The 22,272-nt window shown below is 51.7% G+C and carries 25 protein-coding genes, 2 tRNA genes and 1 other annotated feature; of the genes, 17 read left to right on the top strand and 10 right to left on the bottom strand.

Going from position 1 to position 22,272, the window contains the following annotated elements:
• The first annotated feature begins 274 nt into the window (after positions 1-274).
• Positions 275-553: a CD3324 family protein gene (locus ACSFXJ_RS20225; RefSeq protein WP_435922153.1), complete on the top strand. Its 279-nt coding sequence runs from the start codon at positions 275-277 to the stop codon at positions 551-553.
• 95 nt (positions 554-648) lie between these two features.
• The gene (locus ACSFXJ_RS20220) at positions 649-900 is read left to right on the top strand and encodes a hypothetical protein (protein WP_435925820.1); all 252 of its coding nucleotides are present in this window, start codon (positions 649-651) and stop codon (positions 898-900) included.
• 49 nt (positions 901-949) lie between these two features.
• Here ACSFXJ_RS20220 and trpS read toward each other — a convergent pair whose 3' ends face one another.
• Positions 950-1,957, bottom strand: a complete 1,008-nt coding sequence (trpS, locus tag ACSFXJ_RS20215) for a tryptophan--tRNA ligase (RefSeq protein ID WP_435922152.1) — start codon at positions 1,955-1,957, stop codon at positions 950-952.
• A 126-nt stretch (positions 1,958-2,083) separates the two neighbouring features.
• Positions 2,084-2,374, bottom strand: a binding site (T-box leader).
• A gap of 246 nt (positions 2,375-2,620) precedes the next feature.
• Here trpS and ACSFXJ_RS20210 point away from each other — a divergent pair.
• From ACSFXJ_RS20210 to ACSFXJ_RS20195, 4 genes are all read left to right on the top strand, one after another.
• Positions 2,621-3,745, top strand: a complete 1,125-nt coding sequence (locus ACSFXJ_RS20210) for a LolA family protein (protein ID WP_435922151.1) — start codon at positions 2,621-2,623, stop codon at positions 3,743-3,745.
• A 195-nt stretch (positions 3,746-3,940) separates the two neighbouring features.
• Complete coding sequence (gene alr / locus ACSFXJ_RS20205; RefSeq protein WP_435922150.1) at positions 3,941-5,125, top strand: alanine racemase; 1,185 nt, start codon at positions 3,941-3,943, stop codon at positions 5,123-5,125.
• A gap of 254 nt (positions 5,126-5,379) precedes the next feature.
• Complete coding sequence (locus tag ACSFXJ_RS20200; protein ID WP_435922149.1) at positions 5,380-5,661, top strand: CopG family ribbon-helix-helix protein; 282 nt, start codon at positions 5,380-5,382, stop codon at positions 5,659-5,661.
• Between the two features lie 3 nt (positions 5,662-5,664).
• Entirely contained in the window at positions 5,665-6,015 is a 351-nt protein-coding gene (locus ACSFXJ_RS20195) for a type II toxin-antitoxin system PemK/MazF family toxin (RefSeq protein ID WP_435922148.1), read from the top strand.
• A 327-nt stretch (positions 6,016-6,342) separates the two neighbouring features.
• Here the strand turns inward: ACSFXJ_RS20195 and ACSFXJ_RS20190 are convergent, their stop codons facing one another.
• Genes ACSFXJ_RS20190 through ACSFXJ_RS20180 form a run of 3 tightly spaced genes read right to left on the bottom strand, consistent with a single transcriptional unit; the run spans position 6,343 to position 9,574 of the window.
• Positions 6,343-7,515: an ABC transporter permease gene (locus ACSFXJ_RS20190; protein ID WP_435922147.1), complete on the bottom strand. Its 1,173-nt coding sequence runs from the start codon at positions 7,513-7,515 to the stop codon at positions 6,343-6,345.
• On the bottom strand, positions 7,512-8,201 hold the full coding sequence (locus tag ACSFXJ_RS20185; RefSeq protein WP_435925819.1) for an ABC transporter ATP-binding protein: 690 nt from the start codon (positions 8,199-8,201) through the stop codon (positions 7,512-7,514). The genes ACSFXJ_RS20190 and ACSFXJ_RS20185 overlap by 4 nt, the downstream gene beginning before the upstream one ends.
• Before the next feature lie 17 nt (positions 8,202-8,218).
• On the bottom strand, positions 8,219-9,574 hold the full coding sequence (locus ACSFXJ_RS20180; protein ID WP_435922146.1) for an efflux RND transporter periplasmic adaptor subunit: 1,356 nt from the start codon (positions 9,572-9,574) through the stop codon (positions 8,219-8,221).
• 214 nt (positions 9,575-9,788) lie between these two features.
• Here ACSFXJ_RS20180 and ACSFXJ_RS20175 point away from each other — a divergent pair, with 214 nt between their 5' ends.
• The gene (locus ACSFXJ_RS20175; protein ID WP_435922145.1) at positions 9,789-10,169 is read left to right on the top strand and encodes a DUF4190 domain-containing protein; all 381 of its coding nucleotides are present in this window, start codon (positions 9,789-9,791) and stop codon (positions 10,167-10,169) included.
• Positions 10,170-10,339: 170 nt separating this feature from the next.
• Positions 10,340-12,556: a Tex family protein gene (locus ACSFXJ_RS20170; RefSeq protein ID WP_435922144.1), complete on the top strand. Its 2,217-nt coding sequence runs from the start codon at positions 10,340-10,342 to the stop codon at positions 12,554-12,556.
• Between the two features lie 97 nt (positions 12,557-12,653).
• Here the strand turns inward: ACSFXJ_RS20170 and ACSFXJ_RS20165 are convergent, their stop codons facing one another.
• The 3 genes from ACSFXJ_RS20165 to ACSFXJ_RS20155 form a co-directional block, all read right to left on the bottom strand.
• On the bottom strand, positions 12,654-12,890 hold the full coding sequence (locus ACSFXJ_RS20165) for a hypothetical protein (protein ID WP_435922143.1): 237 nt from the start codon (positions 12,888-12,890) through the stop codon (positions 12,654-12,656).
• Positions 12,891-13,066: 176 nt separating this feature from the next.
• Positions 13,067-13,204 carry a cortex morphogenetic protein CmpA gene (cmpA, locus tag ACSFXJ_RS20160; protein ID WP_435922142.1) on the bottom strand — a complete coding sequence of 46 codons (138 nt, stop codon included), beginning with the start codon at positions 13,202-13,204 and terminating at the stop codon, positions 13,067-13,069.
• Between the two features lie 98 nt (positions 13,205-13,302).
• On the bottom strand, positions 13,303-13,656 hold the full coding sequence (locus ACSFXJ_RS20155) for a hydrolase/acyltransferase (RefSeq protein ID WP_435922141.1): 354 nt from the start codon (positions 13,654-13,656) through the stop codon (positions 13,303-13,305).
• Between the two features lie 95 nt (positions 13,657-13,751).
• Here ACSFXJ_RS20155 and ACSFXJ_RS20150 point away from each other — a divergent pair, with 95 nt between their 5' ends.
• A complete protein-coding gene (locus tag ACSFXJ_RS20150) occupies positions 13,752-14,213 on the top strand; it encodes a SprT family protein (RefSeq protein WP_435922140.1) in 462 nt (153 codons plus the stop codon).
• 45 nt (positions 14,214-14,258) lie between these two features.
• Positions 14,259-14,465, top strand: coding sequence for a hypothetical protein (locus tag ACSFXJ_RS20145; RefSeq protein WP_435922139.1), 207 nt, complete (start codon positions 14,259-14,261; stop codon positions 14,463-14,465).
• On the opposite strand, the gene ACSFXJ_RS20140 is transcribed toward ACSFXJ_RS20145, so the two are convergent.
• Together ACSFXJ_RS20140 and ACSFXJ_RS20135 are read right to left on the bottom strand one after the other, a co-directional pair.
• The gene (locus tag ACSFXJ_RS20140; RefSeq protein ID WP_435922138.1) at positions 14,426-15,013 is read right to left on the bottom strand and encodes an ArsR/SmtB family transcription factor; all 588 of its coding nucleotides are present in this window, start codon (positions 15,011-15,013) and stop codon (positions 14,426-14,428) included. The two genes, ACSFXJ_RS20145 and ACSFXJ_RS20140, sit on opposite strands and share 40 nt — an antisense overlap.
• A 97-nt stretch (positions 15,014-15,110) precedes the next feature.
• Entirely contained in the window at positions 15,111-16,367 is a 1,257-nt protein-coding gene (locus tag ACSFXJ_RS20135) for an MFS transporter (protein WP_435922137.1), read from the bottom strand.
• A 197-nt stretch (positions 16,368-16,564) separates the two neighbouring features.
• On the opposite strand from ACSFXJ_RS20135, the gene ACSFXJ_RS20130 reads away from it, so the two are divergent.
• Positions 16,565-16,640, top strand: a tRNA-Asn gene (locus ACSFXJ_RS20130).
• Between the two features lie 7 nt (positions 16,641-16,647).
• Positions 16,648-16,736 (top strand) — tRNA-Ser (locus ACSFXJ_RS20125).
• Positions 16,737-17,159: 423 nt separating this feature from the next.
• On the opposite strand, the gene ACSFXJ_RS20120 is transcribed toward ACSFXJ_RS20125, so the two are convergent.
• The gene (locus ACSFXJ_RS20120; protein WP_435922136.1) at positions 17,160-17,384 is read right to left on the bottom strand and encodes a hypothetical protein; all 225 of its coding nucleotides are present in this window, start codon (positions 17,382-17,384) and stop codon (positions 17,160-17,162) included.
• A gap of 23 nt (positions 17,385-17,407) precedes the next feature.
• On the opposite strand from ACSFXJ_RS20120, the gene ACSFXJ_RS20115 reads away from it, so the two are divergent.
• The 5 genes from ACSFXJ_RS20115 to ACSFXJ_RS20095 all read left to right on the top strand — a co-directional run bounded on the left by ACSFXJ_RS20115 (position 17,408) and on the right by ACSFXJ_RS20095 (position 22,251).
• Positions 17,408-17,986 carry a glycerol-3-phosphate responsive antiterminator gene (locus tag ACSFXJ_RS20115; protein WP_435922135.1) on the top strand — a complete coding sequence of 193 codons (579 nt, stop codon included), beginning with the start codon at positions 17,408-17,410 and terminating at the stop codon, positions 17,984-17,986.
• 191 nt (positions 17,987-18,177) lie between these two features.
• Positions 18,178-18,987 (top strand): HAD-IIA family hydrolase, encoded by an 810-nt coding sequence (locus ACSFXJ_RS20110; RefSeq protein ID WP_435925818.1) that lies wholly within the window; start codon positions 18,178-18,180, stop codon positions 18,985-18,987.
• 101 nt (positions 18,988-19,088) lie between these two features.
• Complete coding sequence (locus ACSFXJ_RS20105) at positions 19,089-20,465, top strand: ABC transporter substrate-binding protein (protein ID WP_435922134.1); 1,377 nt, start codon at positions 19,089-19,091, stop codon at positions 20,463-20,465.
• A gap of 61 nt (positions 20,466-20,526) precedes the next feature.
• Positions 20,527-21,423: a carbohydrate ABC transporter permease gene (locus tag ACSFXJ_RS20100; protein WP_435922133.1), complete on the top strand. Its 897-nt coding sequence runs from the start codon at positions 20,527-20,529 to the stop codon at positions 21,421-21,423.
• 15 nt (positions 21,424-21,438) lie between these two features.
• Positions 21,439-22,251 carry a carbohydrate ABC transporter permease gene (locus tag ACSFXJ_RS20095; RefSeq protein WP_435922132.1) on the top strand — a complete coding sequence of 271 codons (813 nt, stop codon included), beginning with the start codon at positions 21,439-21,441 and terminating at the stop codon, positions 22,249-22,251.
• Positions 22,252-22,272 lie beyond the last annotated feature (21 nt).

Below are 22,272 nucleotides of genomic sequence, written 5' to 3'. Positions count from 1 at the left end.
ATTGCTTATTTCCCGGATATGGAAGACAATGGATGTGCAGGGGTTGGTTTAAGCGCCATTCGGTTTATGTTTGAAAGGAGGATCAAGGATGGTTTGGGTTATCGATTTCGTACTTGGTACGCTCCATGCAAAGTCTGCAGTATCGACTGGGGCGATAACTTGCATGGAGCTAAATTAAACGATCGCTCTTTATCCGGCACGGCCGGAACAATATAGTTGATGGCTGCCGGCTTTGCTCCCTTAAACTCATTTTGATTTAAGGAGCGGAAGCGGTATGAAATATGTTAAAGCGGAAGTCATCTTACCGGAACATTTGCTTAGAGAGCTGCAGAAGTACGTCCAGGGAAAGGTCATCTATGTGCCCAATCGTGAAGGGGTTCGTAAAAGGTGGGGAGAGAATTCCGGGACGAGAGATTTTTTAATGCAGCGGAACCGGGAAATTCGCAGCAGGTTTCGCGAGGGCCACACCATAGACCAATTGGCCGATGCCTTCTGTCTTTCTCGAGAAAGCATCAAGAGAATTGTATATTCAAAAAAAGGACCACAAAATTAAGACGATTCGCTCTTGAGGAGGGGCATAAGCCCAATCTCTCCCCAGGTTAGGCACGTATACTGTGTCATGACCCACGGGAGGTGAGGGACTTGGCAGTGGCAAAACAGGCTCGAAAATATGTTGGCAAACCGGTTCGGATTAAAACCAAAACCGGCGCGGTTCTGTACGGTACCGTCTTAAAGGTAGCCAACGGCAAACTTTATCTTAAAGCCGGCTCGGTACACAGCAAGGGCAGCAAAGCGCACGCGACCTTCGCTCCGGTAATATTGCCGCTGGTGCTGTTCGATCTGCTGGCAATTCTGCTGTTGGAGAGAAGGCCGAGACGGAGAAAAAGAAGACTGAGATAATTAAAAAAACGGTTGGCCCATACCACGGGGCGCAACCGTTTTTGATTTTTTATTTCCTATGAAAATAATCCAGTCCCATCGCTTCGCGAACCTCGGTTAGCGTTTCTTTCGCGATCGCCCGGGCCTTTTTCGTTCCTTCCATCAAAATTTCGTCAACCTCGGCGGGTTTGCCCTCATAATGGGCCCGACGCTCTCGCATCGGCTCCAGCAACAGATGGAGCACGGTAACAAGGAGGTGCTTGCATTCGGTGCAGCCGATCGTCCCGCGTTCGCACGCTTCCTTTAATTCCGGAGCGGACCCGTTGTTGAATACTTTATGATACGCATAAATCGGACAAATGTCCGGGTGCCCGGGATCATGCTTCCGGACTCGAGCCGGATCGGTTGTGGCTTTGCGTATTTTATATTCCAGCTCCTGCCGGGTAATATCCAATTCAATGGCGTTGCCGAGGCTTTTGCTCATTTTGGCGTTCCCGTCCGTACCGACAAGCCGGGGCATTTCGCTGATCAGCGCCCGTGGCTCTGGAAATATGGGGCGATATAGCTCGTTAAACCGCCGAACGACCTTTCGGGCCAGTTCCAGATGGGGCAGCTGGTCATCGCCGCTGGGAACGATCGTCGCTTTGCAGAAGGTGATGTCCGCCGCCTGGCTGACCGGATATCCGAGAAAGCCGTAATACAGCTCATCAAGGCTGCTATCCTTGGATTCCGCCTTGATCGTCGGGTTGTGGCGGAGCGTATTGACCGTGACGAACATGGAAAAGAAAACGGTCAATTCGGCGATCTCGGGAACCATGGATTGGACGAAAATCGTCGCTTGCTCCGGATCTATTCCTACCGCCAAGTAATCGAGCGTTACTTGACGAAGGTGGTTGCGGATCGCGTCAGGCCGGTCAAAATGGGTCGTCAGCGCCTGAACGTCCGCAAGCAGAATAAAGGTTTCATATTGGCTTTGAAGCTTGACCCGATTTTCCAGGCTGCCGGCATAATGGCCGAGGTGAAGCTTCCCGGTCACCCGGTCGCCGGTCAGCACGCGTTCCTTGAATGGTTGTTTCATGATAGTTCCTCCTTGGTTTTTGAAATGTACGACTCGGTTTGCACCACCGCCAGCCATCGTCCACGGCCATCACCTCCTTAAAATGCGGGTTCATAACAACCTCAAAAAATAAAAAAACTCCGTCCATGTAAGGACGAAGTTATCGTGGTACCACCTTAATTGATCCCCGGCGAATAAAAGGGGATCGTCTCTTCCGGTACGGAGAGCCTCTTCAACAAAATCCAAAAGAAGTCTCGATACTGTCCCTTAATAACGGCGGGAACCCCGGCTGAGCCTATTTCGTTAGCTGATGAAGCAACGGTTCGGCAAGCGACTCCAAAGGCCATTCGAGCAAACGCGGAATACCGGTTCACAGCGGCCACCGGCTCTCTGGAATTCCAGCATGTCTGTCTACTTACCCTTTTTCAACGTCGATCGAATATTATGGAACTACTATATCACAAGCCTTCTGAACGTCAAGACGGCAAAGGTCCCACGGAAAATCGTTAGGTCGATCAAGTCCCGTATTCCTGATCTTTCTTCGATTTGTTTTGTGATTACCGTAACGTATCAGGCTGTCATAGTTTTTCTAATGGGGCTCGTCAAACTAGTCCGCATAATCGGCCAAGTACCCTCATAGACATGTATCAGTTTAGGAAATCAAACTGCAGAGGGGATGATCACATGCGTCGGATCGCTAGGATGCTGGCTATTTTGATGGTAGTAAGCATCGTACTTGCCGCATGCGGGAAAAAGGATGCCGCCGGCGTCGTCAAGGATTTGGACAAAGTCGTTAACAAATTGGAAAGCTATCAGGGCTCCGGCACCATGACACTGTATACCGGTGAGAAGCCCCAGGAGTACAAGGTGGAGGTGTGGCATCAACATCCATCTTATTACCGGATCGCGCTTACGAACAAGGAAAAGGACATCACGCAGATCGTTCTCAAAAACGATCAAGGCGTGTATGTGCTGACGCCGAGTCTCAACAAAAGCTTCCGGTTCCAGAGCGATTGGCCGGATAATCAAGGCCAGGTGTATTTGTATCAAACACTGGTTCGCAGTATCCTCAGCGACAGCTCCCGGCAATTCGTGAGCGACAAGGACAGCTACGTGTTCGAGGTTGCCGCCAATTACAATACGCATGCGCTGGTGCGCCAGAAGATCTGGCTGGACAAAAACAACTATGCTCCAAAACAGGTGCAGGTGTCGGATTCGCAAGCCAAGGTTGTCGTCGAGGTGAAATTCGATAAGTTTGATTTCGACGCCAAATTCAACGAGAAATCATTCGATATGCAGCATAATCTGGATGCGGCCGCCCAAGATGCGAAAGGAACTTTGCTTGAGGTGGACGAAAACGGCATGCTGGTGGAAAAATCGGCTGACGCATCCCAAAACGATCCGATGGCCGAAGATTCGGCAGCCACCGCGGACGAGGGAACAGAAGCCGAGACGGTTCCGGCTCTTACCGATTCGTTCGGTGTCATTATTCCGAGTTATCTGCCTGAAGGGGTAGCTTATCAGGACGATAAAGTTCTTGAGGATGAAGATCGTTATATGGTTATGCAGCGTTATGGCGGGGCGTATCAGTTTACGCTTACGGAAACCCGTTCCCCGGATCGCACGGCTTCATTGGTCCCCGGTCAGGTCGTGGATCTCGGATTTACCTTCGGATTGTTAACCGGAGACGAGCTGCAGACATTGACCTGGACCGTCGACGGGCTGGAATTCAGCATCACCAGCGACAATCTTCCCGTTACCGAAATGGCGAAGATCGCCGCTTCTATGGAAGAGCAAACGGGTAAATAATAGTTGTGGCAGGCGAATATTGGCTGCTTTTCGGGAAAGCGTTTTTTCCGGAAACGGTCTGTTCGCCTCTTTCTTCATTCAACGCCTTGTCCCGGATTTGACAGCCGCTCCCGGGGACATTACCATTAGTGTATTGTTTGAAAAATCATGGTTTGAACATATGGACTGTCAATCATTAGAGAAGGTGACCTAGAAGTGCAAGTGAAGTATCGACCAACCCAAGCGGTTATTGATTTGGACGCGTTGTATTCCAATTACACGGAGCTGCGGCAAGGGCTGCCGGCGGGTATGAAATTTCTCGCCTGTGTCAAGGCTAACGCTTACGGACACGGAGCGGTAATCATTGCCAGAGAACTCGAACGTTATGGCGCGGATTATCTCAGCGTCGCCTTTTTGGACGAGGCGCTCGAATTGCGCCGTGCCGGAATCAAGCTCCCGATTTTAGTACTGGGCTACACGCCTCCGCACGGTTTAGCTGCCGCGTGGGAGCACGATATTACGCTGACCTTGTTCAGCGAAGAAGTGCTGGAAGCGATCAAAGCGCTTGATGCTTCGAATTTCCCTCACAAGCTAAAGGTCCATATCAAAATCGACTCCGGCATGGGCCGTCTCGGTCTGTTGCCCGGAGCAGAGGCTGTGGAGTTTGTTCGTCGAGTTATGGAAATTCCGCATGTGGAGGTTGAGGGTTTGTTCACTCATTTTGCCACTGCGGACGAAGAAGACAAGAGCTATACACTGGAGCAGTATCGGCGTTTTCAGGACGTGGCGGGCGCGCTGCGGGAAAATGGTTTCCAAATCCCGATTATACATACGGGGAACAGCGCCATAGCCATTGATTTACCGGAGCTGTCTTGCCAAATGGTGAGAGTCGGTATCGCTTTATACGGCCTTTATCCGTCTGAGGAGGTCAAGAAGGACCGTATCAAGCTTCGTCCCATTCTTTCTTTAAAAACGGAAGTGGTGAGGGTGAAAAAGCTGCCCCCTCATTCCACGGTTAGTTATGGGGCGAGATATGTAACCGGCCGGGAAGAATCGATTGCAACGTTGCCGATCGGCTATGCCGACGGTTATTCCCGGATGCTCGGCGGAAAGGCGCAAGTATTAATACGCGGACGCCGTGTTCCTGTCGTCGGAACGATCTGCATGGACCAATGTATGGTGTCATTACAACCTTTGGCTGACGAAGCCGAAGAAATTCAAGCCGGCGAGGAGGTTGTGCTCATCGGCCAGCAGTCCGGCGGTATAATTACCGCAGGCGAGTTGGCTTCCGCACTTGGAACCATTCCCTACGAACTGATCTGTATGCTGGCTCATCGGGTGCCTCGGGCGTACGCGCGCTCCGGCGAACCCGTCTTCCTGGTCAACCCGCTTTTGACCTAACAAAATCGGGCCCTTGACAAAAAACTACAAAATCTTTTTCGAACTTGAAGGAATTTATGCCGGGACAGCGAATCAATAAACAATGGAAATGTTCAGGTATATACGGCATAGTCATTTTTGTTTATAATGATATGCAGCATACTTGATATACTCACGGCATATATTACTTTGAATATATTTCCTTGAATAATGCTATACTGAAACATAAGATCAAGGAAACTGGGGCGACAAGGTTTTGGGGGTGGAAGTTAAAGATGGCCAATATGCAAAACACCAAAAGAATTATGATTAGTTTACCGGATCATCTTTTGCAGGAAGTGGATGGAATCGTGGCGATGGAGAACTCCAATCGCAGCGAGCTGATCAGGCAAGCCATGAAGCTGTACTTGAACGAACGGAAGAAGAGATTCATCCGGGAATCCATGCAGCGGGGCTATATGGAAATGGCAAAAATTAATTTATCCATGGCCTCTGAAGCATTCCATGCGGAGGAAGATGCAGACATCACTCTGGACCGCCTAGTAAGCGGGGTGTAATCATTGATCGTAAAGCGCGGCGACGTTTTTTTTGCAGACCTCTCCCCTGTGGTCGGTTCTGAGCAGGGCGGGGTAAGACCGGTGCTCATAATCCAGAACGATATCGGTAACCGATTCAGCCCGACGGTGATCGTTGCTGCCATTACGGCGCAAATCCAGAAAGCGAAACTGCCGACGCATGTCGAGATCGAAGCGGCTACGCACGGGTTTGACCGGGATTCCGTAATTTTGCTGGAACAAATCCGAACGATCGACAAACAGAGATTAACCGATAAAATCACGCATTTGGACGAGGAAACGATGAAAAAGGTGAACGACGCTTTGCTCATCAGCCTTGGCTTAATCGATTTTTAAAAATAATGCCGGACAAGGGTTAATACCCAAGCCGGCAAGATAAGGCTGTTCCGGAAGCAGGAGATCTGCTTATGGGACAGCCTTTTTGTATGTTTTTAATTCGAAGCAGTCTAATTTACGGGAATACTTCCCTCTAATTGAGATGCAAACCCTCATTCAGAGTTATTAACGGGAAAAGCTCCCTTTAATTTTACCTAAAACTCGATTCGGAGAGCTTAATCGTCAAATTATCGGGAGATTTTCCGTCTAAGATGGCCGAAATCGTCTAACGTCAAAAAATAGCCGGAATTTATCCAGCTATTTTTTGCATGCATACCGCATTCAATTTTAATCCGTTCGCAGCGCGTAGATCGGCCGCAGCTTGGCGGCCTTGTTCGCCGGAATCATCCCGAAGACGACGCCGATGAACAGGGAAAACCCGAAGGCGATGAGCACGATCGGTACGGACACGGAGGTGTTAAGGGAGGTATACCCGCCTATCAATGCGCTTGCGCCGTATCCGAGCCCGATGCCGATCAGTCCCCCGATCCCGCTTAAGGCGGTGGATTCCACCATAAATTGCAGCAGAATCGTTCTCTTCTTCGCGCCGATGGCTTTGCGGATGCCGATTTCCCGCGTTCGTTCGCTGACCGACACGAGCATGATGTTCATGATGCCGATGCCGCCCACAAGCAGGGAGATGCCGGCGATGCCGCCCAAAGCAAGCGAAAGCATTTGGGTGGTGGAATTGAGCGTGTCGAGCATTTCCTGGGAATTAAATACCGTGTAAGCATTGTCCGCATTCATGAACTTCTTGTCGAGCTCGGATTCCAGCGCGGTCTTTACCTGCCCGATCCGTTTGGAATCTTCGACCTGGACCGTAATCGAACGCACGCCCCGGCTCCGTAAAAACCTTTCCGCGGTACTGATAGGAATCAATATTTTATTATCGTTGGAGGCCGTTAGACTGGAGCCCTTCGATTCCAGAAGACCGACGACCTTGAAGCGGGTCCCGTTCAACTGGATGCTTTGTCCGATCGGGTTCTCCGATCCCCAAAACGTGCTCGCGGTCTCGGTTCCTACCAAGGCGACCTTCATTCTGAAGTCGATATCCAAATCCAGGATGTAACGGCCGGCCTGGACATGAAAATCCTGTACCTCCTCGTAAGAAGGGGCAATTCCTTCCACGGAGACGGTGTCGTTGATCGTACCGTTTTTGACGGTGGCCGATCCGCTGACGACAGGGGAGACGGCCTTGACTCCGTCGATCTCGCCAAGCTGCATCGCCTCCTCATAGGAAAGGGACGTCGTGCTGCCCCGGCCCGAAATCGAGACGGTCAGCAAATCCGTGCCCAAGCCTTCGAGCTGTTCCGTAATTTGCGAAGTGGTCCCTTGGCCAACGGACACGAGCGTAATCACGGAGGAAACGCCGATAATAATGCCGAGCATCGTTAACAGGGATCGGACTTTGGCGCCGGTGATGCTTTTCCAGGCCATTTTGAAGCTCTGCAGCAGGTTCATATCGTGAGCCTCCGATCCTCGACGATGATGCCGTCTTGAATGCCGATTACCCGTTTGGCCTGCTCGGCAACGGAAAGATCATGAGTGATTACGATAATCGTGTGCCCAAGCCGGTTAAGTTCTTTCATTTTATCCAATATTTCTACGCCGGTTTTGCTGTCGAGAGCACCGGTAGGTTCGTCCGCCAACAGAACCGGGGGATTGCCTGCAACGGCCCTTGCGATGGCGACGCGCTGCTGCTGACCGCCGGACAGCTCGGACGGTTTATGTCTCATCCGGTCGGCCAAGCCGACCATCCGCAGCGCTTCCTCGGCGGCTTGTTTTCTTTCCTTGTGCGGTATATTTCTGTAGATAAGCGGGAGCTCCACGTTTTCGAATGACGTAAGCTTGGGCAGCAGGTTGAATTGCTGAAATATGAAGCCGATCTTCTCATTTCGGATGACGGCAAGCTTGTTATCGGAGAGGTTTCTTACATCCTGTCCGTCAAGCAGGTAGGTGCCTTCATTCGCGATATCGAGACAGCCCAACATGTTCATGAGCGTCGATTTGCCGGACCCGGAGGGACCGATGATGGCGACGAATTCTCCTTGATGAATCTGAAAGCTGATGTCTTTCAGTACCGGCACGACTTCTCCGGCCATTTTATAGCCGTGGCTAAGTCCGGAGACGCTGATCAGAGGCGGCATGGTTGAAGTATCGGGCACTATCTGCCACCTCCGCCGCGATTAAATCCGCCTCCGGACATCCCGCCTCCGCCACTAGGGACACCGCCTCCCCCGCCGGACATGCCGCCTCCCGGAATTCCTCCGCCTCCCGGCATCGTGCCTCCGCCAAAGCCGCCGAAGCCGCCTTCGCCCTGCATCGTCTGCTCCTGCTGCCGGTTCGTCGAGGTTCCGATGACGGTAGGAATGACCACTTCGTCGCCTTCGTTTAACCCGCTGACAATTTCAATCAAGGTTTCGTTATGAACGCCGATTTCCACCTGTTGCGCTTTACCTCGAGCCGTGACTTGGTTTCTTTGTCCCGTACCTTCTGCAGGCTCCGTTTTCGGGGCAGACTTTGACGCTTCGCCGCCCTCCGGTCCGCGTACACCGCTTTGACGGTTGTCGCCCGCGGAATCCGAGGCGGTAAACGGAAGCATGACGACATACCCGTCCCCTCTTTTTTGGACGGCTTCGACAGGCAGGGTTAATATGTCTTTTTTGTCGCTCAGAACGATGGAAGCCTCAGCGGACATCCCCACGCGCACTCCGTCCGTTTGATCCAATTTAATCGTGACATCGAACAGGGAAACGCCGTTCGAAGAAGTACCTTCGTCGGCAATGTCGGACACGACTCCGTTAATCGACGTATCCGGCAGGGCATCGAGCTGCACGGACGCCTGCATTCCGGTTTTAACCTGAGGGATATCCAATTCGTCCACCTGTATTTTTACGCTGAGGTTTTGGTAATCATGGATGACGAACAATTCGCTGCCGTTATTCGCCTTTTCTCCGGCCGTGATATTTACGGAGGTCACCGTACCGTCCATCGGGGCGCTTAGAGAGGCGGGAGGAACCATATCCTCCTTTAAGGAAGCGATCTCGGACTCTGTATTTTTGATCTCCAGCTCCTGTTTGCTGATCGACTTCCGGGTGTTATTCAGCTCCTCCTCGGAGGCACCCTCGTATACCTGCTTCTTGTACTGCGCTTGGATATCAAGCAAGTCCATCTTTTGGGATTCCAAAGAGCTCTGCTTGGATTCAAGGCTATCCGACAAATCTTCGCCTTCAAACGTCAGGAGAGCCTGTCCTTTTTTGACGATATCACCTGCTTTAACAAGCACTTCCTTCACCTTACCCTCATCCTTGGTTCTCACGGATTCGCTGTTGGTCGAGATGACCGATCCCGATCCGGACACGCTGACCATAATGCTGCCCTTGACGACCTTGGTCGTTTGCTGAACCGGCGCGGAGACCGCTTCCTTTTTGTTCGGGGTGACGAGCAGCACGAGGGCCAGGGAAATCATCAAAACGCAGGCCGCTCCGGTCCCGATCCATATCCATTTCTTGTTTTTCATTCGCTCACTCCTACTTTCACCATGGGTTTTGAGGTAAAGGGAAATATGTATCAAGACCTATTCTAGGGAGCGAAGATGAAAGGGATCTTAAATGAAACTGAAAGTTGGCTGAAAATAATCCGTCAAAAATCGGAAGCAAAAGGTTAAAAATGGTTGGCGGTAGGACCTGGGATGAAGTACAATAAGCATAGTTCATGTAGGAGGTTCTTTTTAAATGGATCAACATCCGTCAGATCGACAATATCAATACACGACATTCAACAATTTTCCGCCGGGTCCGCCGGGGTTTCAACCCCCGCCGCCTCCCTTGCCGCCGAAGACGAACGGTAAATCGATCGCTTCGCTCGTGCTCGGGATTTTGTCTCTATTTATCCCGTATATCGGTTTTATCATGGGGATCATCGCGATCGTTTTTGCCAGTCTGTCATTCAAAGAGCTGAAGAAGACCGGGGAACAAGGGAAGGGCTTGTCCATTGCCGGACTCGTTTGCGGAATCATCGGGACCGTTCTTTACGGTCTGATTATTTTGTTCGTGATATTGGCGGTATTTATTTTTGCAACCATGGAAACAGGCAATATTTACAGTAATTTTTAAATGGCAAAAGAAGAAACGCCGTTGTTTTAGTTCATCTAAAACCCGGTGTTTTTCTTTTTGTCCGCATGAATTGGAATGTTGTTTTCCCTGTGCTGGAAATGGAAAAGGAAGTTTGTGATAATAGAGAGTAGTGGTTTTTACAAGTCTGGTCGAATGAAAGAGGGATCATATTGTCGCAATTGGATGCTAACGCAACACAGGAGAAGCAGGGAGCCGAAGATCGGGAACGCATTGTGCAGCAGGTGGCCAAAGAACTGGGCCTGTCCCTGAAACAAGTGCGGACGACCATCTCGCTCCTGGATGAAGGCAACACGATACCGTTTATCGCCCGGTACCGGAAGGAAATGACCGGCGAACTGGACGAGAATCAGCTGCGTGACGTGGAAGAACGTACGAACTACCTGCGGAATCTGGAGGATCGGAAATCGGAGGTCATCCGGATCATTGCGGAGCAGGAGAAGCTGACGGACGAACTCGAGGCGGCCATCCGGAAAGCCGTCAAGCTGCAGGAAGTCGAGGATCTGTACAGACCTTACCGCCAAAAGCGGAAGACGCGGGCGAGCGTTGCGAAGGAGAAAGGGCTGGAGCCGCTTGCGGAATGGCTGTTGTCCCAGCCGAAGCAGGGGGATCCTTTAACGGAAGCGGCCAAGTATATCGATTCGGATAAAGGCGTGAATGCCGCGGAGGAGGCGCTCCAAGGCGCTATGGATATCGTGGCCGAAACGATGGCCGACGAGGCGGCGACCCGGGCTTGGGTCCGCAAGTACACGATGGATCACGGCATGATGGTATCCGAAGCGAAGTCGCCTGAAGCGGAATCCGTCTATGAAATGTACTATAACTACCGTGAAGCGGCGAAAAAAATGCCGTCCCACCGTATTCTCGCCATGAACCGCGGCGAGCGTGAGGATGTGCTCAAGGTTTCGCTCGAGGTGGATGTGGAGCAGATCCACCGTTACATCGCGAAACGATGGATGAAAGGGGCGTCGGCAACGGAGAGCGTCCTTCACGCCGTCGTGGAGGATGCGTACAAACGGCTGATCGCGCCGTCGATCGAGCGGGAGGTGCGCGGCGAGCTGACGGAAAGAGCGGAGCAGCAGGCGATTTCCATCTTTGCCGCCAACTTGCGCAGCCTGCTGCTGCAGCCGCCGGTACGCGGCAAAACGGTACTCGGCGTCGATCCGGCTTACCGGACCGGCTGCAAGCTTGCCGTAGTCGACGATACCGGCAAACTGCTGGAGGTCGCGGTTACCTATCCGACGCCGCCAAACAATAAGAAGCGGGAAGCGACGGAAATTTTTAACCGGTTGATCGACAAGTACGGCGTTTCTCTTATCGTGATCGGCAACGGCACGGCTTCTCGCGAGACGGAACAGTTCGTTGCGGAAATCATCGCCGACCGTAAAGATATGGAGCTCGCTTACCTGATCGTCAATGAAGCGGGAGCGAGCGTGTATTCCGCCTCCAAGCTGGCGCAGGAGGAATTCCCCGATCTCGACGTTGCCGAGCGCAGCGCCGCGTCGATTGCCCGCCGGCTGCAGGACCCTTTGGCCGAACTCGTCAAAATCGAACCGAAGGCGATCGGGGTCGGACAGTACCAGCATGACGTTTCGCAAAAGCATCTGGAGGAGAGTTTGACCCATGTGGTCGAGTCGGCGGTCAACCATGTCGGAGTAGACGTCAATACGGCTTCGTCCTCGCTGCTTTCTTACGTGTCGGGCGTCAATGCGACGACGGCCAAAAATATCGTCAAGTTCCGCGAGGAGAACGGACGCTTCCAAAGCCGCAAGCAGCTGCAAAAAGTGCCGCGGCTCGGAGCAAAGACGTACGAGCAGTGCATCGGCTTTCTGCGGATCAATGGCGGCGAGCATCCGCTGGACCGCACGCCGATCCACCCCGAGTCCTATGACGTCGTAAACCGTCTGTTTAAGGAACTCGGGGTCGGGATGGACCAGCTCGGCTCGAAGGAGCTGGCGGCCCGGCTCGCCTCGCTCGATCCCGAGTCGCTGGCGGAGCGTCTTTCGGTCGGCGTGCCGACGCTGCGCGACATTTTGGACAGCCTCCAGCGGCCGGGCCGTGACCCGCGCGAGGAGCTGCCGTTGCCGATTTTCCGCACCGATGTGCTGAAGATCGAGGATTTGGTTCCCGGCATGGAACTCCAAGGCACGGTGCGCAATGTCATCGATTTCGGCGCGTTTGTCGATATCGGAATCAAGAACGATGGCCTCGTCCATATTTCCCAATTGAGCGAGGGCTACGTCAAACACCCGATGGACGTCGTTTCCGTCGGCGACAACGTGACGGTTTGGGTGCTGAACGTGGACGTCAAAAAAGGACGCGTCGGCTTGACGATGCGCCGGCCGCAAAGTCGTGCAGGGGAGCAATAAATGCGCTAAGACCCGGAAGATTACCGGATTTTTGCGACAGGATAACAAAAAGGATAGAGATTTCGGAACGCTTCCGAGCTCTATCCTTTCATTTTTATTATTCGGAAAATGCGGCGACCATGATGGTCAGGAAGAGGATGAGCGCGACGGAGGAAGAGAGGACGGCTAAGCGAATGCCTACTCTGGTGAGCCAAGGCTTTTTTTCAATGCTTTCATTTATGTACTCCATAAAAAGGGCACCGCCGGCAAGCAGCAGAACCAATCCGTTAAATATATAATCTCCGGCCGATTTTGGGGAAGGGGTATATGAAGCGATGCCGGTTTTGCTTCTCATGCCTTCATCTCCGGGAAAGAAGGCCATGATTGCGGCCATGAGGACTTGCAAACCCAGAAACCCCAGCACAATCTCGTATGGACCATAAAGCCTCCTTAAATTAAAAAAAGAATGAGCAACGCCCAAAGAGAGTTCTCCCGCGTTACTCATTCTCGAAGAAATGGAATGATGACGACCTACTCCAGATTGCCGGAATCATGGCCGGCTTCCCGCCGGTTGTAATAGAAAAACCAGCAGTCGTTAAGCAGGCGAATTTGGCGGCTGTCGCGCTTATGGAAGGCACGCATAATCTGGTTGCTAAGCCATTTGGGCAACACAATCTCCTCCTTACGGCACCCTTTTCCTTTAAAGTAACATATGGGTGAATGCCGGAGGTTGTGCAGGTCCAAGTCGCCTTTAGCTTTGATGCGTGTCAGACAATCCCTTCTTCTTCATACCATTGCTCCAATTGAGCTTGAAGCGCGCGGATCTCGGTAAGCAGGGCGATGAGAGGGTAATTCTCCTCTTGGATCGCGGAAAACGCCGCCTCCAGCTCGTTGATGTAATCAATCCCGCTTATGACCCGAAGCGATTCCTGCAGCAAATCCAGGTTATCGCATTCCGCGATAGCCCGAGGCAATGAAGGAACCTGCGCCGCGGTTAATTTGTCGATCTCTTTATTCAGGCGCAAATTCAGCGCGCTTAATTGGTAGGCATAGTCGCTGGGCATTTCCACGAACGATAATTTTTGATCCTGCTGTAAAATAACGTATCTCATCACGGCCATTTCGGGTAATCTCCTTTGTCTTTAATTCCTACTTGACAGTGTAGCGTAATGAGAAGTTAAAATTCAAGTACATCCGGAAGGAGGAAAGCGGGTTTATGAACGACAAACAGCTCCAGGCATGGGTAGAAGATATTTCGCTCCGAAGCTTCGGGATCCCGTTTCGCCACAAGGCCACGTTCAACAAGCGTCTGCGGACGACGGGGGGACGTTATTTTTTGAAAAACCATCATATTGAAATGAACCCCGCCCAGCTTGAGGCATTCGGAACCGAGGAAATGGAAAAAATCATCAAACATGAGCTTTGCCACTACCATCTCCATTTGTCCGGCAGGGGGTACCGGCACCGGGACCCGGAATTCAAAGCTTTGTTGAAAAAAGTAGGCGGCAGTCGCTATTGCCAATCGCTGCCCGGCCAAGCGAAACGCAAGGTCCAACCGTACCGGTATAAACTGTTATGCTCCGGCTGCGGAATGGAATATTTGCGTAAACGGCGGGTGGATCCGGAACGTTATCTGTGCGGCCGATGCAGAGGAAAGCTGATCCTCAAAACGCTCTAATTCATGGTATAATGGATAGGATTATTTTTTAGAGGAGTGATAAGCATGGCCAAATCGCAGGCAAAAAAAATGCGGGACAAACTCGTCCGCGAAGGCAAACGGAACCCGGAACTGAGCCGAAGCCCATTCGCCTTTTCGGATATGAGGACGAGAAAAACGAAAAGTAAACAAGAGCTGCTGAACAGCGGCGAAAGGAAGAACCGGATTTCCTATTACGGAGAGGACGGTTCTTTTTTGTTGGCGGCGGAATGATCAGGGCCCTGTTGTTTTGCCATGGTGAAGAAGATGTCGTACTTATCTCTCGAATTCGATCCGTCGTCGCGTTTTCGGCTATCGCAAAAATCACTGATCAGCGCGATCAATTGGTCAGCTTCTTCCTTGGTGAGATAAACGGTTTGACTCGTCAAGGTTCCTTCCGGCTTCGGTCCGTTGTTGGCCGCAAGAAAACGTTTCTTGCTATCCTCGAACAAATTGTGCAGCAGCATCTGCGTTTCGGACATGACCACCTGCTGAACGGCTTCGTCAAACCCGCTCTTCTTAATCGTGATTTGACCTTCAAACGGCGTGTAATATTTGGCGGTGATTCCGTTGACCAGCTTGGTACTCGTCAATGTGACCAGTCCGATGCTCTCCAGTTTTTTAACATGATAATGCACTTTGGCGGGCACTTCGCCCAGCAAATCGGCAATTTCCTTCACCGTGGCCGGACGGCCGAGTTTTTGGAATTCATTCATAATCTGAATCCGGTACGGATCCGAATAAATCCGGATTTCTTCCAGCGTCTTCAATTCTTTTTTCATCTTAGCCCCCGGTTTTGAGAACAGGATTACGTTTCATGATGATCTCTAACCAGTATACCGCATGCCGGATAGGCTACAAAGTGTCAAAATGCCGGCTTTACAGTTGTCTGAAGCTGCGATGCTTTAATAGCAGCATGCCCGGAATAATCAACAGCAGGCCGAAAAGAAGATACAGGCTCTGCACCGGCATCCATTCTCCCAGGATTCCCGCAAGCATGCTGCCGAGCGGAATGGCACAGGTACATACCATCCCGTAAAGCGCTCCGACTCTTCCCAGCAGTTCTTTGGGGACGGTTTCCATAAAGTACGTGGTGGCCGGGGTACTCGTCAAAGAAACGGCAACGCCCATGCCGAAGCTGAATAGCCCTGCCGGAAAAAGAGGAGGAATAGGGAGATATGGGGGCAGGTAAAGTAGCGCGTAACATGTACCGAGCAGGAGGAATCCTGTAACGATAAGACTGCTCTTTTTCCGGGTCCCACCTTTTCGCGAAAGCCACAGCCCTCCGGCAACCATACCGCAAATGAGCGTAATGCCAAGCAAGCTTAACCCCGCCGGTCCGGCTTTCAAAAGCTCGTCGACATACACCGGATTGAGCACATTATAAGGAGAGAGGCATAAATTTACGAACGCGGCGGCCAGGACGATGGTGAGGATCAGCTTGTTGGAAAAAATAAAGGTAAAGCCGACTTTTATTTCGTTCCATATCGTGGAGCTTTCGTCGGCATCCTTTCCAGGGGTATCGGATTTTGAATTGTCGCCAATGCGCTGGATGAATAAAGCTGCGGCAAAGAAGGTCAAGCCGTCGATCAGGATGGCGCCGGAAATTCCGGCGAGAGCAATGATGCTTCCGGCTGCAGCCAAACCGGCGAGCTCGGCGATTCGGGAAAACGAGGTGCTGATGGAGTTGCCTTGCATCAATTGTTCTTTGGGAAGAAGCCGGGGAACCAGGGCGATTTCGGCAGGAGACGAAAAGCATTCCAAGGTGGAGATGATAAAAGCAATGACATATAAATGCCAAGGCTTCAATATCGACAGGCCGTATAGGGCGGCGGTTAAAACGACCATCAAGCCCCTGCCCAGGTTGGTCAACAAAATGACGCGGCGTTTGGACCACCGGTCTACCAAGGCCCCGGTAAAAAAGCTGAACAGCAGGCTGGGTATGAAATTTAACGCAAATAGTGATCCCATCATGATTTTGGAGCCGGTCAGCATATAAACCATCCAGCTGTACGCGATCGAATCGATGGAATCGCCGAATCGGGAAATGATTCTCGCTGCAAGGAGATACATGAAGGATTTGTGTTCGGTCAAACCCGCCAGACTTATTCTTTTGCTCAGGGCTTCTGCACGCATGGGCAAATTCTCCTTTGGATAAAAATTATTGTTAAAATAATTTTAACGTTAAATATATTTTAACGACTTTCCCTTTGAATGCAATACCTCAAAATGGATTTTTTTTTGATTCCCCATGGGAAAATGAGATCGCAATTTCGATCGTCTTTTGTTGACTTTATCAAGTAAACGTGCTAAATTTATTCTTACCTGATTGTTCCCTGATAGCTCAGTCGGTAGAGCACTCGACTGTTAATCGAGTTGTCACAGGTTCGAGTCCTGTTCGGGGAGCCATTTTCTTGGAGAGATACCCAAGTGGCTATAAGGGGACCCTCTGCTAAGGGGTTAGACTGCGTAAGCGGTGCGAGGGTTCGAATCCCTCTCTCTCCGTTGAAATACTTCGTAAAAAGAGCCTTCCGGTTTTCCGGGAGGCTCTTTTTTTTGCGAAAGAGGTAGGATCACCCGTAGGGAGGGTTCGTCCCGTACTCCACTCTCTCCATTGGCAATTACATCGTCAAAGGACCAAGAACCTCCCGGTGAATCCGGAGGATTCTTTTTGCGAAAAATAACGACCCAAAACGGCCTTATTGCACCACATTCCATCGCTATCCCTGAAATAGAGGACAAAAAAGGCCTTATATTGGCTCATGGGGGTGCTGAGCACAGTATTTTTTGGCTTTTTTCAAAAATAAGAACCAAAAACGGCCTTATTTCATGACAATTCATCGTTTTCCCTGAAATAGGGGACAAAAAGGGCCTTATATTAGCTCATGGGGGTGCTAAGCACAACTGATGGCCCGCGAACCCACACTCTCACCGCACTCTCCCCACGTCCCGCTCGCTCCCGCTGCTCGCTGCACGCTGCACGCTCCCGCTGCCCGCTCCCGCAGCACGCTCCCGCAGCACGCTCCCGCAGCACGCTCCCGCTGCCCGCTCCCGCTCGACGCTGCACGCACCCGCTCCACGCTCCACGCTCCAGCTACCCGCTCCCCGCGAGTTAACACTGTCCGAACAGTTCCCTGCTAGACTTGTAGACAACTCTCATAAGGCAGGTGGGACAAGTGGGAAACTATCCTATCATCGCTTCGGTAACGAAGGAAGAACAATTTGTTCAGGTGCTTCAGAGCAACGTGAGCCGGGTGAATCTGATGATCGGCCATATCGGCAATATTGAAGAATATATCTACCGTCTCCATGAGGCGGATAAACAGGTTTATGCGCATATTGAGATGATCGGCGGGCTGGGCAGGGACAGTCACTCGATCGCTTATTTATGCGACAAATTCAAGGCGGACGGCATCGTGACGACCAAGTCCGGCGCGGTTACGGCCGCACGGCAGGCCGGAATCAAAAGCATTCAACGTATTTTTGCGATCGACACCGCCGCGATCAACACGGCTGTACGCATGATCAACGCTACCAAGCCCGACGAGGTCGAGCTTATGCCTGGCTTGATGCCGCGCGTGACCCGGGAATTGAAAGAGATGATCAAACAGCCTTTGATCGTTGGAGGCTTAATTCGCCATGAGCATGAAATCGCCGAGGCGCTGGCCAGCGGGGCGGACTATATATCGAGCGGGGATCCGCGGATATGGGATTATGCGGAGCCGAAAATTTACACAAATATAACATCAGGTTGATGCTGCGCTTATGATGTAAATTTATACTTCTCTTGTAGCAAAGTTACTGAAATATCGGGTTGAGACCAGGAGAAAACCCTTGTTCTGTAACGATGATACGGTTTAGGCCATTGCCATGACATGGTCGGTTTCCGTATCTCGTTATTCGAGCAAGGGTTATTTTGTTTGAAAGGAGCAGCAGGTTGAGACAAATGCATCAAACCTCGATAAGTGAGTTTTCCGGGTATCTGTTTGATCTCGACGGCACCATTTATGTCGGGAACCGGATTTTGAAAGGTGCCGACACGACGATTCGAACCCTTCGGGAACAAGGGAAAGCCGTTATGTTCGCCACGAACACGACACTGTACACAAGGGAGCAGGTAAGGGACAAGCTGGCCGGTTTTGGCATCGCATGTTCGGCGGACGAGGTGATTACCGCCTTAACGGTTGCCTGCATGTACTTCCGGGATCAGGCTCCTAATGCCTGTATCTTCCCGCTTGGCGATCAAGCAATGTCCCACGAATTGATCCGCGGCGGATTGAATGTCACGGAACAGGCGGGGCAAGCCACCCATGTTCTTGTCGGACTGGATCGCAATTTTGACTTTGTCAAATTGACGGCGGCGGTGAACGCGGTAAGAAACGGAGCGCTCTTGGTGGCCGCCAATCCGGATCCGTATTGCCCGATGGAGGATGGCGTGATCCCCGACACCTGGGCCCTCATCCGGGCCATTGAAACGGCAAGCGGCCGGAAAACCGACGTAATGGTCGGTAAGCCGTCGGTCTATTACGCTTCCTATGCCCTGCAAAAGCTCGGGGCTCGTCCGGAACAATGCTTGATGGTTGGCGATAAGCTCGAGACGGACATATCTCTCGGGCACCGTATCGGCATGGCTACGGCATTGGTGCTTACGGGAGTGGATTCCGAGGAATCCGTCGGGCAAACCGGCATCAGGCCGGATTTTATCCTGCCTTCCGTCAGCGCGATTTTTGAGCAGTTTCGTCTGGAAACGATCTGAAAGGATAGGATACGTCCAATTGAACGGTTATGGCAATAACCTTCGCGATCTTGCGAAGGAAGAAATAAATGAACCCAAATCATAAGGAGGAACCATCGAAAATGAAAAAAATCAGTCTGCTCATTATTTCACTTATGCTCGTTCTTACGGCCTGCGGCAGCGGCGGAAACCAGGGAGCAAACGGGAAAGGGAACAGCGTGGCTTCGGCGGAGCAAGGCAACCAAGGCAACCAAGGAGCGGAGACCCAGAATAACAAAAATACCGAGAACGACAAACCGGTAGAGCTCAGCTTCTATTTTCCGGTAGCGGTCGGAGGACCGATTACAAGCTTTGTGGACAAGCTGGTCGCCGATTTTCAACAGGAGAACCCGTCGATTGCCGTTAAGCCGGTGTATGCGGGCAGTTATCAGGATACGATGACCAAAGTCGTCACGGCCGTAAAGGGCGGAAACTCGCCGGATCTTGCCGTCCTTTTGTCGACGGAATTGTACAGCCTGTTGGAGATGAATGCGCTCGAAGAGCTGACCCCGCGGTTTTCGCAGGAGTATTTTAACGGATTCTATGAAGCGTTCATGAGCAACACCAAATCCGGGGACCAGGTATGGAGCGTCCCTTTCCAGCGGAGCACCATCGTTCTGTATTACAACAAGGATCTGTTTAAAAACGCGGGTCTAGATCCGGAAAAAGCGCCGGCCGACTGGAACGAGCTGAGAGAGTTCGCAGGCAAGCTGACGGTGAAGGATAGTTCGGGCAATGTGAACCAGTGGGGCTTGGAAATCCCGAGTACCGGTTATCAATACTGGATGCTTCAGGCGCTGTCCCTGCAATCGGGAACGAACATCGTGAACAACAACGGTACGGAAGTTTATTTCAACAAACCGGAAGTGAAAGAAGCGCTGCAATTTTACACCGACCTGGGGCGCAAGGATAAAGTGATGCCTGAAGGCGTATTGGAGTGGGCAACGGTACCGTCCGATTTTATCAGCGGCAAAACGGCGATGATGTTCCATACGACGGGGAATTTGTCCAAGGTCAAATCCGACGCGAAATTCGATTTCGGCGTAGCCTATCTCCCGGCCAACAAAAATTACGGTTCCCCGACGGGCGGCGGCAATTTGTACGTGTTTAAGGACATTCCCGAAGAACGGAAGGCGGCTGCCGTCAAATTCATCGAGTTCCTGACCGAGCCAGAGCGCGTGGCTCAATGGTCCATTGACACAGGATACGTAGGCACAACGAAAGCGGCTTATGAAACGGATTTGCTGAAAGACTATGTGGCCGGCTTCCCGCAGGCTGCCGTGGCCCGCGACCAGATGCAATATGCATCCAGCGAATTGTCCACGTATCAGAACGGACAGGTGACAAAGCTGTTTAACGACAATATCCAGTCCGCCTTGCTCGGCGAAATGACGCCCGAAGAAGCTTTGGAAAAATCGCAGCAGCAAGCCGACGAGATTTTGAAGAAGTATCGTAAATAAGTGACGATCCGAGGGGGAGATTCCTCCCCCGACGATGGTCAGGGAAAGAAGTGAGTGGTAAGTGACACGCAATTGGCCGCGGTTTTTTCGCGGATATCGCTTAAAGGACAACATTCTGGCTTATGCCTTGCTTTTTCCGTCGCTCGTATTTCTGGCCGTCTTTACCTTCTATCCGATGATCAAAGTGCTGGATTGGAGCTTTTACGAAACCGTGATGAACGTCAGGCATTTCGTGGGCTTCGAGCTTTACGGGCAGGTCGTTCGGGACGAAGTGTTCTTAAAGGTCCTTCGCAACAATATTCTGCTTGCGCTTGTGACTGTCCCCGCCAGCATCCTGCTTGCGCTGTATATGGCGGTTTGGGTCAACGGAAAGCTGCGGGGAAGAAGCCTGATTCGTGCGGCATTCTTTTATCCGACGCTGATCCCGATGATCGCCATCGCGAATATTTGGCTGTTTATTTACACGCCGGATTACGGGCTTTTGGATAAATTCCTCGGGCTGTTCGGCGTCCCGGGGCCAGGCTGGCTGGGCGATCCGGGGTGGGTGTTGATCTCCATGATGGTGATGCTGATCTGGAAGGAGTCCGGGTATTTCATGATATTCTTTCTGGCCGGACTCCAGGCACTGCCCAAGGAGGTGTACCAGGCCGCCGAGATCGATGGAGCCGGTCCGCTTCGCAAGTTCAGAACAATCACGTTTCCGCTCCTGATGCCGACAACCCTGTTCGTACTGGTCATTGCGACCACCAATTCCTTCAAGCTGGTGGACCATCTGTACATCATGACCAAGGGCGGCCCGAACAATGCGAGTAACCTGCTGCTATATCATATTTACGAAACGGCGTTCAGCTTTTGGGATATGGGAAAAGCGTCCGTGTTGACCGTGATTCTGCTCGCCATCCTGCTAATCGTATCGATTTTTTATTACGGTTTTCTGGACAAGCGGATTCATTACTGAGGGAGGATACTTTCCATGCATCGCTTTTTAAACCATATCTTCATATCCCTGCTGGCGCTGGTGTTTGCCGTGCCATTGATCTGGGCGGCCGTAACCTCGATTACACCGGCGGATGAAATGCTGACCCGGTCCAATCCGTTTGCCGTCACCGAACCGACCTTCGGCAATTATGTCGAGGCGTGGAGGACGATTCCGTTCCCGGTCTACTATTGGAACACGATTCTGATCGTCACGGGGGTGCTGGCCGTCCAGCTGCTTACCGTTACGCTTGCGTCTTATGCTTTCGCCAGGCTGCGTTTTATCGGCCAAGGACTCATCTTTGTGCTGTTCCTGGTCCAAATCATGATTCCGCCGGACATTTTGATTTTTCCGAACTATACGGTCATGAAAGAGCTTCATCTTATCGATACGAAGTGGGCGATTATGATTCCGTACTGGGCCTCCTCCTTCGGGGTGTTTTTATTGAGGCAGACCTTCAAGCAAATTCCTTATGAGCTGGATGAAGCCTCGAGGGTCGACGGATGCAGGTGGTGGCGGACGCTGTGGCATATCTATCTGCCGTCGGCCCGCCCGACTTATATCGCTTTCGCGTTGATCTCCATCAGCACGCATTGGAGTAATTTTATGTGGCCGCTCATTGTGACGGATTCCGTCCAAAACCGCCCGCTGACCGTCGGGATCGCCATCTTTGCCCAATCTTTCGAGACGGGTGCGCAATGGGGAACGGTTACCGCGGCAACCATCATGGTCATTTCACCTTTGTTGATCGCGTTCTTCTTTTTCCAAAGACAATTTGTGGAGAGCTTCATGCACGCCGGATTGAAGTAGTCAGGAAATCATGAAGAAGAG

Source organism: Paenibacillus salivarius, assembly GCF_051307165.1.
In the GTDB taxonomy this organism is placed as follows: Bacteria; Bacillota; Bacilli; order Paenibacillales; family Paenibacillaceae; genus Fontibacillus.
The sequence above is the reverse complement of the archived record's forward strand: the minus strand, read 5'-3'. Positions and strand labels throughout refer to the sequence as shown.